Raw genomic sequence first — 14,302 nt, 5'->3', positions numbered from 1 at the left:
TACGAGGACGACCCTCCGCCTTGCGATGCACCGCACCAGACGCCGCGGGCCCCGCCCTACGGGCGGACGACGGGACTTTGCGGACACCCCCTAGCGCTTCCGGCCGCAGATCACCACGGTGTCCGAGCCGAGCAGCACCGGCGTGGCGGGCTCGATGCCCGCCTCGTCGAACCACTGCTCGTACTCCTTCGGCGTGTACACCATGCCCTCGCCGGAGGCGATCGTGTGGAAGTACGCGGAGAGGTAGGCCGAGCGCTCCGGTCCGGTTTCGTCGTCGTACTGGTACGGAGTCACCACGAAGACGCCGCCGCCGGAAGGCAGCGCGCGGGAGGCCTTCGCCAGCAGCGCGCGGATGCGGTCGGAGGACCAGATCTCGAGGAAGTGCGCGAAGAACACCGCATCATGGCCGACGGGGAACTCGTCGTGGAAGGCGTCGAGGCTGACCGCGCGTACCCGGTCGGCCAGGTCCAGCGCTGCGATCCGGTCGTTCGCCTGGGGGGCGATCGACGGCAGGTCGCCGATCGTGATCTCCAGATCGGGCCATGCCCGGGCCAGATGCACCGCGTTCATCGCGGCGCCGCCACCGACATCGAGGAGGTGCCGGTACTCCGACAGGTCGAGCTCGGTGGCTACGTCCTCGGCGACGAGCTGGCTCACCGCGCTCATCATGGTGTGGAAGGTGGACTCCAGCTCCGGGTTCTCCGCCAGGCGGCCGTAGAGCGTGGGCGCAGTGCCGGGGATCTCGCGCTGAAGGCCGATGTTGGAGTTCTCTTGCAGCGACTCGTAGAACCAGCCGGCGGCACGGTAGATGCCGTGCGTCTCCCAGGGGATGTAGGTGGCCGGCACATGGTCGGGCCGCTCCCCGAGCGGCTGGGTGAGCGGGGTGTTGTGGTAGCCGTCCCCCTCCTTGCGTACCAGGCCCGTGGCGGCGCAGCCCAGCAGCAGGATGCGGGCCGGCTGCCGTTCGAGGCCCAGCCGTTCGGATATGCCGGTGAGGGTTGTTCCCGGGTCCTTCTCCAGCAGTTCGAAGAGTCCGAACCGGAAGGCGGCGCTAAGGAACTGGAAGTGATAGTGCGCCTTGTAATACGGACGGAGCGCTACCTCGTCCGGCTTCCTCAACTCTGTCATGCGCAATGCTCCTGGGGTGGGTTACGGGCCACATCCGTCGCCCGCCCAATGAAGAGGAGGCAGTGGGCGAAGGGGTGGCGTGCCCGCCTGACATCGGAGGCAGGAATCGTCAAGCAGAATTTCAAGCGGACGGTCATGGACACATGCACGGCACGCCTCGGCACGGCCCGGAAAAGGGCCCGCGGAGAGGAACGGTCAACGGAGCCGTACAGGTCTGCTGACGATCCGTCATTCTGCTGTGTGCGATCCCCCGTTGGAGCGCCTGACGTAACCCTATTCCGGCGATGCCGACCACCGAAGCGGTGATGATTTCTGTAGGGAATTCCCCAACGGCCGTCGGCGCGGGAGGTTTTGCCTCCCGCGCCGACGGCCCCCCTCGGTGACAGATGCCTCAGCCGGCCACCCGGATCCGCGATTCCAGCATGTCCGCCGCCCGGGTCACCCCGCCGGCGGCCTCCGTCAGCCCCTGCAGATGGCGCAGCTGGGTCCGCGTGGCCTCGTCGGCGATCAGATGCTCCAGGGTGGCGAGGATCTTCTCCTCGGTGGCCTCCTGGGGGTCGAGCAGCACACCGAGCCCCAGCTCCGCCGCGCGAACGCAGGTGACCTGGTGCTCCGGCAGGTGCGGGGCCATGACCATCGGGGTGGCGGTGTGCACCGCGCCCATGAGGCTGCCCAGGCCGCCGGAGGTGACGAAGACATCGGCGTGTTCCAGGACGGCGACCTGGGGGATCCACGGATGCACCTCGATGTTGGGCGGTATGGTCCCCAGTGTGGTGGTGTCGAAGCCGTTGCCGACCGTGATGACGGCGCGCCAGCGCTGACCGCCGAGCGCACGCACGCAGGTGCGGAAGAATTCCGACTGCGCTTGGGACATGGTCCCCATGGAGATCACGACCAGCGGGGTGTCGTCCTGCGGGGCGTCCCATGTGGCGGCGAGGTCCTCGGTGAGGAAGCACGGCCCGACGAAGGCGGTTTCGTCCCCGAACGTCTCCTGGGCGGTCTGGAACACCCGGGGTGCGTAGACCACGCTCTCCACGGGCCTGTGCCAGCCCAGCAGTTCCTCGATGGGTACGGAGAGCCCGCGGTCCTCGGCGACCTCGCCGGCACGGCGGAAGAGTTCGGGCATCGCCGGGTGGTCCTCGGGGACGCCGATCATGGCGAACATGGTGTCGAGGTCCGAGTAGTGGGCATTGGATGCCATGGCGGGGACGGACTGGACGACGGGGCGGTTCCAGAGCGTTCCCAGGGTCCGGCCCGCGAAGGCCAGGGACGTGTCATGGAAGAGGAGATCGGGCGGACCGTCGGTGAAGTGCTCCTCGGCCGCCCGGATCAGCGCCTCACTCTCGAACTGGAGCATGATCAGCGACCAGGCCATCTGTTCAGGCGGGAGGTCCACGCTGTGCCCCGCGGCAAACGCCTCCGCCAGCGGCGAGTTGTAAGGCACCACGCTCGCCCCGGTTTGCCGGACGGCCGGCGTGAATCCTTCCGGCGTGAAGAAGCTCACGCGGTGACCGCGGCGCACCAGCTCCTCGGTGACTGCCAAGGCGGGACGTATGTGCCCGTGAGCGGGAATGCAGAAAACGGCAATATGGCTGGACACGGCGACGGTTCTCCTCGCTGAATGCAGGACCGTAGGTAACTCCGGCTGAGCACGGACAGCCCGGCAGGCTCCGCTACTTGGGTTCGGGTTTCCTTGCGAGGGTGCGGGGGTCCCGAATCCGGTGTCAACGAGGGTGGCGAAGGACTAGTTGATTCATGGGGTTTCGCCAGCGGTCACACCGCGCCGGATATCTCGAACAAGGCGAGGAGAAAGCAAAAGGCGGAGGAATCAGTGCCGTCCGGGGCTCGCGGCACCCGGACGGCAATGATTCCTCCGCCCTGCCCTTTCCGCCCCCGTCGCGAGGGCGGTGGATCAGGCTTCGATCCAGTTGTGCGCCTGGACCACTTCCATGACGCGCTTGCGTACCTGAACGAGCTGCGCCGCGGTGAGCGAGGGAGCCGCTTCGAGCAGCGCCTCGGTCAGTTCGTTCCGGAATTCGGCGTGGGACAGGACATCGCACATCAGGTCCTCGTCGTACTCCGCGCTCCCCGGCCGTTCCGGCCCGCCGGCCACCGGAGCCTGCCGCCGCACCGCGGCCGTGCGCGCGGGCCCCAGCAGCTTGACGTCGCTGGCCTTGAGCCCGCGCTCGCCGACCTCGGTGGTGTACTCAACCCTCAGCCCACTGCCGAACAGGTGCTTGTCGTCCCTCAAGTCGTTGGCATGGACGAAGACGTCCTCGCCGCCGGCGTCGGGGGCGATGAAGCCATAACCGCGCACATCATCAAAACGCACCACTGTACCTGTAGCCATCACAGCGTTCCCTCACCTCTACCACTGCCACATCGTCACCCTCAGGGGCCCCCGGCCCCTCGCGCCGTCGTCCGTCGAGGTGTCACACGGCCCACGGGGGCGGATTCAGCACAGTCACCACGCTCGCCGTGCAGAGCCATCCGGGCGCCTGGGAAAACAACAGGACGTTATCACCCGCACCCACCTCGCCCGTACGGACCAGATGCTCCAGCGAAATGAAGACATCGGCCCCTCCCACATGCCCGACCGACCTGCCGTAATCGAAGCTCGACCGCTCCATGGTGAGGCCGAGCGGCATCATGGTCCCGTACTCCAGCATCCGCCCGTCCATATTGATCGTGACGACCTTGGCGAGATCGGAGGCGTTGAGATCCGCATCCACCAGGGACTGGTGAATGACATCGAGGTTGAAGCGCGTGAGCTTCTCCAGGGCCTCGGACAGCGGCATCTCGGTTTCATTGAACTGCTGGGCCCGCTCGGGCATGGTCGGCGTTTCGTCGGGATTCCCGGGCTGCAACAGCGACCCACTGCCGCGGTGCCACCTTTCCAGTGGGCTCAGGACGCCGGAACTCAGGGAACGGACCTGGGCGAACCCCTCCTCGGCACTGAGCAGAACCGCCATGCCGCCGTCGGAGAAGAAGTGCGAATGACCGAAGCCGTCGTTCCAGCGGTCGGCTCCCGGTGCGGTGAAGTTCTCGCCCGAGGTCAGCAGTACCGCCTCGGCTTCCGCGGCGCCCGTCATCTGCCCGATGGCCACCTCCAGGGCCCCCAGCATGCCGTTGCACCCCTGCCGGAGGTACTGCGCGGGGACCTTCCCGATACCGAGCTCACGCATGATGTAGCCCGGCGGATAAGACCCCACGGGCCCCTGGTAGTTGACCGCACTGTGGATGAGTCCGTCGACGGCGTCGACGTCCAGCTTGGAGCGCTCCAGAGCGGTCCGGGCGGCGCTGACCGCCATGTCCATCGCCGGGATGTCCCCCGCGGCATGGGTGCCGGTCAGTCCGTTGGTCTTGGGGATCTCCGGGTCCAGGATGCCGTCGGCGACCGCCTGCTCCACACTCAGCCATTCAGGAAGGAACACTCCCAGGGAGTCGATGTAGACGTCATCCACCTTCACGAACAATCTCCTCATTCCGTGTGGAGCCAAGGCCCGTCAGCATGCGAGCAGTTCTCTCTTGAGGTGCTGCACCAGCGCTTGCGGGCTGGCGAAGTCGAACACCACCGCAGGGGGCAGGGTGAGCTGGGTGGCCGCGTTCAGCGCATTGCGGACCGTCAGGGCCGTCAGCGAGTCGAAGCCGAGGTCCTTGAACGCCTGCTCCGGCCCGATCGCCTCGGCGGAGACATGGCCCAGGCCTGCGGCAACGTGCCGGCGTACCAGTTCGAGGAGCGTCTCGTCCCGCTCGGTATCGGTCATCGCGGCGAGGCGGTGCCTCAGCGCGGACGCCTCCGCCGGCACGTCCTGTGCCAGCGGCCGGGCCGGCTTCCGCACCAGTCCGCGCAGCAGCGGCGGGAGGTCGGCGGACGCGGCCCGGGCGCGGAGTTCGGCGCTGTCCAGCCGTGCCGCGACCACATGGCCCTCGTCCAGGCCGCACACCGCGTCGAAGAGTTCCAGCCCCTCGGCCAGAGGGAGCGGTTGCACCGGCAGCCGGGCGGTGCCGGGCGCCAGGACGTCCCGGCCGGCCCACAGGCCCCAGGCGATGGACAGCGCCGGGGCGCCCTGCGCGCGGCGGTGCTGGGCGAAAGCGTCCAGGAAGACGTTGGCCGCGGCGTAGTTGCCCTGGCCCGCGCCGCCCAGGATCCCCGCGATGGACGAGAACACCAGGAACGCCGACAGGTCCAGGTCCTTGGTCGCCTCGTGCAGGACGAGCGTGGCGTCCACCTTGGGCCGCAGCACCGTCTCCAGCCGGCCGGGCGTCAGGGACAGCACGATCCCGTTGTCGGTGACGCCTGCCGTGTGCACCACGGCGGTGAGCGGACGGTCGGCGGGCAGCGTCGCCAGCAGCGCGTCCACCGCGCCGCGGTCGGCCACATCACACGCCGCGAGGGTCACATGGGCGCCCAGCGCGGTCAGCTCGGCGCGGAGCTCCGCGGCGCCCGGGGCGTCGGGGCCCCGGCGGCTGGTCAACAGCAGGTCGCGTACGCCGTGTTCGGTGATCAGGTGGCGGGCGAGGGCGGCGCCCAGCAGGCCGGTGCCGCCGGTGAGGAGGACGGTGCCGGGCGGACCGTCGAACAGCGGCGTGCGCTCGGCCGGGGCGGCGCACCGGACCAGCCGGGGTACCCGCAACGCGCCCTTGCGCAGGGCGAGTTGGGGCTCATCGGCCCCGGCGACGGTGAGCAGCGTACGCCAGGCGGCTTTGCTCGCGTCGGTGTCGACGAGGCTGAAGCGGCCGGGCGCCTCGGTCTGCGCCGAGCCGATCAGCCCCCACACGGCGGCCGCGCCCAGGTCCCGTGCGGTGGTTCCGTCCCAGGCGGCCACCGCGCCGCGGGTGAGGACGAGCAGGGTGGAGGCGGTGAAGGCCGGGGTCCGCAGCCACTCCTGGGCCCAGGACAGCGCCTGCCGGGTCAGCCGGTGGACGGCGTCCGCGGCGTCGACGCCGCCGGTGTCCGTGCCGGCGGTGACCACCACGACGTCCGGTACGGACGCGCCGCCGTCGATCTCCTCGGCCAGGGCTTCCAGCGACGGGTACCGCTCGGCGTACTGTCCGGCCTTCATCAGCCCGGACCGCGCCCGGAGCGGGTCGTCGCCCACCACGGCCCACGACCGGGGTACGTCCACCGCGACCGACGCGCTCGGCGCATCGGTCCACTCCACCCGGAACAGGCTGTCCTGCTGTGCCGCGCCGGCGCCCCTGAGTGCGGGGGAGGACACCGCTCGCGGTGCGAGGTGCTCGACGGTGAGCACCGGCCTGCCGGTCGCATCGGCGGCGACGACGGTGCACTCCCCCGATGCCGCCCGGGTGATCCGCACACGGAGGACCGAGGCACCCGCGGTGTGCAGGCACACCCCGCGCCACCGGCCCGGCTGACTCGCCTGCCGCGCGTCGTCGTCGCCCTCCGCCCACAGCGGGTGCAGCGCCGCGTCCAGCAGGGCGGGGTGGAGGCCGAACGCGGCGGCTTCCGCACGCCGCTCGTCGGACAGGGCGATCTCCGCGAAGAGGTCATCGCCACGCCGCCACACCGCCCGCACCCCCTGGAAGGGGGGCCCGTACGCGTGGCCGGCGGCGGCCAGGGCGGGGTACAGCCCGGTGGTCTCCACCGCGGTGGCCTCGGTCGGGGGCCAGACGTCGAGGCGCCACGACGGGGCGGGGCCGCTCGCTGCGAGGGTGCCGGTGGCATGGCAGGTCCACGGCCGTCCGGTGCCCCCGTCGTCGCGTCGCGCGTGCACGGTGACCGGCCGGCGGCCCGTCTCGTCCGGTGCGCCGACCATGACCCGGAGCTGGACGGCGCCCTGCTCAGGAAGGACCAGCGGGGCTTCGAGGGTGAGCGCGTCCAGCAGGCCGCAGCCCACCTCGTCACCCGCGCGGACCGCCAGCTCGACCAGCGCCGAGCCGGGGACGACGGTGCTGTCCGCCACCCGGTGGTGGGCCAGCCAGTCATGGGTCCGTGCCGACAGGCGCCCGGTGAACAGCACCGCTTCGGAGTCCGGGAGCTCCACGGCCGCGCCCAGCAGGGGGTGGTCGGTGGCAGCGGCCCCCACGGCGGCGGCCGCCGGCGGGGCCTCCCGTACGTCGTCGGCCGTCGGCCCCTCCATGCGGGGGTGCGCCGTGGCGCCGACGGACTGCACGTCCGCCAGGCAGATGCTGTGCGACAGTCCGGGGAACAACGGCAGTGGCCAGAGCACCCGGTCGAGGGGCGAGGGGCCCAGGATCGGCGCGGTGCCCGCCGCCGTCGACCACAGGCAGGTGCGCTGGGTCGCCAGCACGCCCTCGGGCCTCCCGGTGGTCCCCGAGGTGTAGAGCAGCCACGCCGGTTCGTCCAGGCCGAGGCCGTCGCGCGCCGGTGCGGCGGGGTCGGTGGCGGCCAGGGTCTCGTACCGCTCGGTGCCGTCGGGCGCGGCGCCCTCCCCGGTGACCACGACGGTGCACCCCGGGCGCTGCGGCAGTACGCGGAGCACCTGGTCGACCAGGGCCGGTGCGGTGATCAGCACGTCGGCGCCGCTGTCGTCGAGCAGATGGGCCAGTTCCGCGTCCGTCGCTTGCGGGTGGAGGGGCACGCCGACGGCCGCGGACCGGAGGATCGCCAGGGAGCCCTCCATCATCTCGACGCCGTTGCCCAGATAGAGGGCGGCGCGGCCGCCTCGGTCCAGCCCCAGTTCCGCCAGGTGGCCGGCCAGCCGCGCGGTACGCTGCTCCAGCGCGGCGTAGGTCACGCTGCGGCGGGCGTCCGAGAAGGCGATCCGGTCGGCGATTCGACCGGCGTGCTGGATGAGCAACTCGTCCAGCGGCCGCATCAGTTCGGTGCGCATCGTGGCACTCACTCTCAGGCGCTCCCAACGCGTTCGGGGAATGGGTTTCTGGCACCGGGGACACGGGCCGCCGGCACCAGTATGTGCAGCCCGATGGTGGGAGATTCCCTAGACGATGACGGCTCGTCCAGCCGTGCTCAGCCGGTGTTTCCGGGCGGGGTGTGGTGGCTCAGCGCCCCCGCTCTATGGCAATTCCTAGACTTCACCGGCCGACCTGGCCCCTGCCGCGGCAGCGTGCTGAAGTGAACTCCCCCGATCAGCCGACCGGATGGGCAACACCGGTGTGCCGCGTGGCAAGTCGTCGGCCCTACGTGCTCCGCGCCGCGCGCACCGCGGATCGCACCCCGCGGCAGCGCGACGGAACATCGGGCAGGACATTCACAGGAGGCGGCAGCCGATGGGGTACAGCAAGAGTGACATTCTGGAGCTGGTACGCAAGTACCACCAGGAGAACGTCGCGTCCGGATTCGTGCCAGGGGTGACGCCGGTGGCGGCTTCGGGCGCGGTCCTCGACGAGGACGACCGGGTCGCCCTTGTCGCAGCGGCCCTGGACCTGCGGATCGCGGCCGGGACCAGTTCCCGCAGGTTCGAGCGCGCGCTCGCCAAGTACTTCGGGCTGCGCAAGGCGCATCTGACCAACTCCGGTTCGTCGGCCAACCTGCTGGCGCTCAGTGCGCTGACCTCGCCCCAGTTGGAGGATCTGCGGCTGGTGCCGGGGGACGAGGTCGTCACGGTGGCGGCCGGTTTCCCCACGACGGTGAACCCGATCCTTCAGAACGGTCTGGTGCCGGTCTTCATCGACGTCGAGCTCGGCACGTACAACACCTCCCCGGAGCGCATCGAGGAGGCCATCGGCCCGCGCACCCGGGCCATCATGATCGCCCATGCGCTCGGCAACCCGTTCCCCGTCGAGGAGGTCGCGAAGATCGCCGAGGACCGGGGGATGTTCCTCATCGAGGACAACTGCGATGCCATGGGCAGTACCTACCGCGGCAGGCTGACGGGGACCTTCGGGCAGCTGGCGACGGAGAGCTTCTATCCGGCCCACCACATCACCATGGGCGAGGGTGGGTGCGTGGTGACGGACAATATGGTGCTGGCCCGGATCGTGGAGTCACTGCGGGACTGGGGTCGCGACTGCTGGTGCGAGCCCGGTGAGGACAATCGCTGCTTCAAGCGGTTCGAGCAGCAGATGGGCACCCTGCCGCGCGGTTACGACCACAAGTACATCTTCTCGCACGTCGGGTACAACCTGAAGTCGACCGACCTCCAGGCCGCGCTCGGGCTCACCCAGTTCGGGAGGATCGACGAGTTCGGTGCCGCCCGGCGGCGCAACTGGGCCCGGCTCCGCGCCGGGCTGGACGGCCTGCCCCATCTCCTGCTTCCCGAGCCCACGCCGGACAGTGACCCGAGCTGGTTCGGCTTTGTGATCACCGTCCGGGACGGCGCGCCCTTCTCGTCCGCCGAACTGATCGACCACCTGGAGTCCCGGCGGGTGGCCACCCGCCGCTTCTTCGCCGGCAACCTCACCCGCCAACCGGCTTACCTGGAGCGGGAGTTCCGGGTGAGCGGGCCGCTGACCAACAGCGACACCATCGCCGAGCACACCTTCTGGATCGGGGTGTTCCCCGGGCTGACCGACGAGATGATCGACCACAGCATCCGCAGCGTCACCGAGTTCGTGGTCTCCCGCACCTGACATGGTCCGGCCCGGGCGGCCGGTGACCGGCGCACATGGGGTTGCGCCGGGCACCGTCCGCCGCCCGACCGCGGGGCGCGCGGCCAGGGTCAGACTGCCGGGGTCGAGGCGGGCCGGCCGGCCCACTGCTCCAACAGGCCGACGGCCCGGGCCGCGCCGCCGGCCCCCTTTACGCTCGCGCGCATCCACGCCATCCGCTCCGGGCTCTCCGGGTTGGCCACGATGTCGCCCACGGCCGCGCCGAGGGTGTCCGCGGTCAGCCGGTCGCGGTCGACCATCCCGCCCAGGCCCAGCTCCTCCACGCGCCGTGCGGTCAGGACGTGTTCGAAGGCCTGGGGCACCACGATCACCGGTGTGGCGAAGTACAGCGCCTCCATGAGACAGCTCATGCCCCCATGGCAGACCAGGACGTCGGCGTGCGGCAGCACCGCCGGGTGCGGCAGCCACCGGTGGGCCTCCACATGCGGCGGGAGGTCGCCGAGGCCGGCGAGGTCCGCGTCGCGGCCGAGCGTCATCACCACATGCCAGTCGGCTCCGTCGAAGGCGTCCACACACGTGCGGAAGAAGTCACGCTGCTGGTTGGACTCGGTCCCCAGCGAGACCAGCGCCAGCCGCCTGCCGTCAGCCGGCGGCGCCCACGCCACGTCCCCCTCGGGCTCGTTTACCGTGGGACCCACGAAGGCGAAGCGCTCGTCGAACGTGGTGCCCTCGATCTGGAACTCCCGTGGCAGGAAGGCCAGATTGCGTTCGTCCCACTCCCGGAAGAAGCGGCCCAGCCCGTCCGGGGGCAGGCCGTTGTCCTCGGCGAACCGCATCAGTGCCGCCCCGCCCTCGCGCATCGACGGGTCGTCGGGGTCGAACAGCAGCGCCCGCATGGAGAACGCTTCGTTCGACGCATGGCTGATGCCCAACTGCACGGTGGTGGCGCAGCCGAGGGTGTGCGCGGTCATCCGCGCGGCCGGGAACGATTCGAAGTCGTAGAGCACGATGTCCGGCGGGTCGGCCTCCAGGGCGGACAGCGCGAGCGGATAGACCGTCTCCATCGACTCGACCAGCAGTTCATACCCTTCGGCGGCCAGGCGGGCCCCGTCGGCGTGGGGCACCTTGACGAACGCACCGCGCCCGGACTTGTAGCCCACGGCCCGGGCGCCGGTCCGCTCGACCACCTCGCTGTACTGGTGGTCGACGAAGTACGTCACCCGGTGGCCGCGGCGGATGAGTTCACGGGTCAGGCCGAGCGTCGGGCTGATGTGCCCGAAGTCGGCGAACAGGAACACGGCGACATGCCGCTGGGGGGTGACTGCGAATGCTGACACATCGACACCTTCACTCGGGCTGCTGTACGGGGTGGGTCGGCGGAGGCCAGGTCCTCGTGGTTCTCGTGCTGCCACCGCGGGGACGGTGGTCCGCGGTCTCCGGACGGGGCGGGACCGGCGCGGTGACTGCCGGGTGGTCCGGGGGCGACGGCTCGGCCCTGGGGGCGGTGGCCTCCCACAGGTCGCGTGCCGAACTGTCGATGCTGCGGCGCACCGTCCAGTGCAGCAGCCGCCCGGCCCGGCTGGTCTCCACCCGCATCCAGTCCGCCTCGGTAGCGGCCCGGGCACCGGGCGCCGCCTCCTCGACGATCCGTGCCTGCCGTCCGCTGGCGGTGATCAGCCGCTCCACCATGGTGCGCACCGGGACCGCCTCGCCCCGTCCGATGTTGATGAGCTCTCCGCCGACCGGCAGGGCTGCCGCGGCCAGCACCGCGTCCGCGGCGTCCCGGGCGTCGACGAAGTCCCGGCTCGCCCGCAGCGGGCTGACCCTCACCACCGCTTCGCGGTCCGCCTCCGCGGCACGCAGTTGCGCCGCGACCCGCCCCAGCAGGCTGCCCGGTGAGGTGCCCGCGCCGATCGTGTTCGACATCCGCAGTACGACCGCCTCCACCTGCCCGGCTGCGGAGGCCGTAAGGACCGCCTCGGTCCCCTGGAGCTTCGTCCGTCCGTACAGCGTGGTCGGCCGGGTCGGCGTCCGCTCGGTCAGCGCGGTGCCCGGCGGCTGCGGGGTGTACTCGTGCACCGAGCCCACGTGGACCAGCCGGGGACGCCAGGACGCGACTGCCATGGCTGCCAGCACCTTGTCGACCAGGACATGGTTGGCCTGCTGCATGACCTCAGGCGAACACAGCCAGGCGGCGCCGGCGGCGTTCACCACGGCGTAGGGCCGCTCGGCGTCGATGAGGCGGGCCAGGCCGTCCGGCCCGGCGCCGGTCAGGTCCATCGGGAAGAACCGCCCTGGCCCGGTCACGGTGTCCAGCCGGCGCGCCACCCTCAGCACTTCGTCGCCGGCGGCGCTGACCGCCGCGGTGACATGGCGGCCCACGGCTCCGGTCGCGCCCAGGACGATCACCCGGCGGTGTGTGCCGTCCGGGTCTTCCGCCCTGCTCACGAGGGCGTCCCCCGCCCTGAGCAGGTCTCGGCGAGCCGCTCGGCGCGTTCCTTGAGCGGCTCCCACCAGTCACGGTTGTCGCGGTACCAGGCGACCGCCTCGGCCAGGCCGTCGGCGAAGTCCTTGCCCGGCTTGTAGCCCAGCTCGGTCTGGATCTTGCTCCAGTCCACCGAGTAGCGCCGGTCGTGTCCCTTGCGGTCGACGACGTACTCGATCATCTCCGGCGATGCCCCGCAGCTCTCCAGCAGCAGATCGGTCAGCTCCCGGTTGCTCAGTTCGGTGCCTCCGCCGATGTTGTAGACCTCGCCCGGGCGGCCGCCGGTGCGGACCAGTTCGATGCCCTGGACATGGTCGTCGATGTGCAGCCAGTCGCGGACATGGAGGCCGTCGCCGTACAGCGGGACTTTCTTGCCGTCCAGGAGGTTGGTGACGAACAGCGGGATGACCTTCTCCGGGAACTGGCGGTGCCCGTAGTTGTTGGAGCAGCGCGTGACCCGCACATCGAGGCCGTGGGTGCGGTGGTAGGCGAGGGCGATCAGATCGCTGGAGGCCTTGGAGGCCGCGTACGGCGAGTTGGGGCTGACCGGGTGGGTCTCCGAGGAGGACCCCGTGGCGATCGATCCGTAGACCTCGTCGGTCGAGACATGGACGAAGGTCTCCAGCCCGTGCCGGAGCGCGGCATCGAGCAGGACCTGGGTGCCCAGGACGTTGGTGCGGACGAACTCCGCGGAGCTGAGTATGGAGCGGTCGACATGCGACTCGGCCGCGAAGTGGACGACCTGGTCGTGTGCGGCGATCAGCTTGTCGACCAGTGCCTCGTCGCAGATGTCGCCGGCGAAGAAGTGGAAGCTGTCCAGATGCCTGACCTCGTCCAGGTTGGCCATGCTGGCTGCGTAGGTGAGGCTGTCGAGCACGGTGATGTGGACGTCACCCGGACCGAAGGAGCCCAGGAGCGTGCGGACGTAGTGCGACCCGATGAAGCCGGCGCCGCCGGTCACCAGGATTCTCGTGGGGCTCATCGAGGTTGTGGCGCGAGGGCCTGGGGTCCAGGCCGGGGAGGAGCGCGCCTACCCCCTTCCGTTGTTCGGTGCGGGTGAGATGGTCGGCCCGCCGCGTGCGCGGCGTTCAGGACTGGATGTGCACCGTGGCGTGGTCGCCGATGACCAGCCGGTGGGCCACCGGACGCTGCGGTGCGAGCGCCACCTGGGCGTTGCGGCCGACCAGCGATGCCTCCACCCGGCGCACGCTCTCGAACGACGAACCGCGCAGCACGATCGAGCAGGCCAGTTCGCTGTTGTGGATGCGGCAGTCCTCCGCGATGGAGGTGGACGGACCGATGTAGGAGTCGGTGACGACGGTGCCGGAGCCGATCACGGCCGGCCCGACGATCCGCGAGGCGCGGATCGTCGCGCCGGGGCCGATGCGCACCCGGCCGAGGATCTCGCTCGCACTGTCCACGGAGCCCTCGATGCGGCGTTCCTGGCTCTCCAGCAGCATGCGGTTGACCTCCAGCATGTCGACGACGCTGCCGGTGTCCCGCCAGTAGCCGGACAGCTCACCGGAACGGATGTCCTGGCCCGCCTCGACCATCCACTGCACGGCGTCGGTGATCTCCAGCTCGCCGCGCGCGGACGGCCGGATGGCCCGTACCGCCTCGTGCACCGCGGGGGTGAACAGATAGACACCGACCAGCGCCAGATCGCTCTTGGGGTGCTGCGGCTTCTCCTCCAGCCTCGTCACCCGGCCCGTGGCGTCCAGCTCCGCCACCCCGAACGCGGTGGGATCCGGGACCCGGCTGAGCACGAGCTGGGCGTCGGGACGCTCCTTGCGGAAGCCCTCGACCAGATCGGTGATGCCGCCGGAGATGAAGTTGTCCCCCAGATACATCAGGAAGTCGTCGTCGCCCAGGAAGTCGCGGGCGATGAGGACGGCGTGGGCGAGGCCGAGCGGGGCGCTCTGTGGAATGTAGGTCACCTGGAGGCCGAACTGTGAGCCGTCGCCGACCGCCTCGCGGATCTCCGGTCCGGTGTCGCCGACGATCACACCGACGTCGGTGATGCCGGTCTCGGCGATGGCCTCCAGCACGTAGAAGAGGATCGGCTTGTTGGCGACCGGGACGAGTTGTTTGGCGGAGGTGTGGGTTATGGGCCGCAGGCGCGTACCAGCGCCTCCCGAGAGCACAAGAGCCTTCACGGTTTCCATCCAGGGGCGAGTGGTGTCAGGGGGAGGG

The 14,302-nt window shown here is 70.5% G+C and carries 10 protein-coding genes; 1 reads left to right on the top strand and 9 read right to left on the bottom strand.

Going from position 1 to position 14,302, the window contains the following annotated elements:
* Positions 1-90 precede the first annotated feature (90 nt).
* From ACZ55A_RS36440 to ACZ55A_RS36420, 5 genes are all read right to left on the bottom strand, one after another.
* Entirely contained in the window at positions 91-1,128 is a 1,038-nt protein-coding gene (locus ACZ55A_RS36440) for a methyltransferase (protein WP_468849302.1), read from the bottom strand.
* Positions 1,129-1,519: 391 nt separating this feature from the next.
* The gene (locus ACZ55A_RS36435; protein WP_468849301.1) at positions 1,520-2,728 is read right to left on the bottom strand and encodes a macrolide family glycosyltransferase; all 1,209 of its coding nucleotides are present in this window, start codon (positions 2,726-2,728) and stop codon (positions 1,520-1,522) included.
* A gap of 312 nt (positions 2,729-3,040) precedes the next feature.
* Positions 3,041-3,478: a cold-shock protein gene (locus ACZ55A_RS36430; RefSeq protein WP_468849299.1), complete on the bottom strand. Its 438-nt coding sequence runs from the start codon at positions 3,476-3,478 to the stop codon at positions 3,041-3,043.
* An 82-nt stretch (positions 3,479-3,560) separates the two neighbouring features.
* The gene (locus tag ACZ55A_RS36425) at positions 3,561-4,598 is read right to left on the bottom strand and encodes a ketoacyl-ACP synthase III family protein (RefSeq protein ID WP_468849298.1); all 1,038 of its coding nucleotides are present in this window, start codon (positions 4,596-4,598) and stop codon (positions 3,561-3,563) included.
* 36 nt (positions 4,599-4,634) lie between these two features.
* Positions 4,635-7,958 carry an SDR family NAD(P)-dependent oxidoreductase gene (locus tag ACZ55A_RS36420; protein WP_468849296.1) on the bottom strand — a complete coding sequence of 1,108 codons (3,324 nt, stop codon included), beginning with the start codon at positions 7,956-7,958 and terminating at the stop codon, positions 4,635-4,637.
* 385 nt (positions 7,959-8,343) lie between these two features.
* On the opposite strand from ACZ55A_RS36420, the gene rfbH reads away from it, so the two are divergent.
* The gene (rfbH, locus tag ACZ55A_RS36415; protein ID WP_468849295.1) at positions 8,344-9,645 is read left to right on the top strand and encodes a lipopolysaccharide biosynthesis protein RfbH; all 1,302 of its coding nucleotides are present in this window, start codon (positions 8,344-8,346) and stop codon (positions 9,643-9,645) included.
* An 89-nt stretch (positions 9,646-9,734) separates the two neighbouring features.
* On the opposite strand, the gene ACZ55A_RS36410 is transcribed toward rfbH, so the two are convergent.
* The 4 genes from ACZ55A_RS36410 to ACZ55A_RS36395 form a co-directional block, all read right to left on the bottom strand.
* Positions 9,735-10,961, bottom strand: coding sequence for a macrolide family glycosyltransferase (locus tag ACZ55A_RS36410; protein WP_468849294.1), 1,227 nt, complete (start codon positions 10,959-10,961; stop codon positions 9,735-9,737).
* A gap of 10 nt (positions 10,962-10,971) precedes the next feature.
* Entirely contained in the window at positions 10,972-12,072 is a 1,101-nt protein-coding gene (locus tag ACZ55A_RS36405; RefSeq protein WP_468849292.1) for an NAD-dependent epimerase/dehydratase family protein, read from the bottom strand.
* Positions 12,069-13,091, bottom strand: coding sequence for a dTDP-glucose 4,6-dehydratase (gene rfbB / locus ACZ55A_RS36400; protein ID WP_468849290.1), 1,023 nt, complete (start codon positions 13,089-13,091; stop codon positions 12,069-12,071). The genes ACZ55A_RS36405 and rfbB overlap by 4 nt, the downstream gene beginning before the upstream one ends.
* Positions 13,092-13,197: 106 nt before the next feature.
* A complete protein-coding gene (locus ACZ55A_RS36395) occupies positions 13,198-14,265 on the bottom strand; it encodes a glucose-1-phosphate thymidylyltransferase (RefSeq protein ID WP_468849288.1) in 1,068 nt (355 codons plus the stop codon).
* Positions 14,266-14,302 lie beyond the last annotated feature (37 nt).

The organism is Streptomyces sp. NPDC034111 (genome assembly GCF_055575375.1).
The sequence above is the reverse complement of the archived record's forward strand: the minus strand, read 5'-3'. Positions and strand labels throughout refer to the sequence as shown.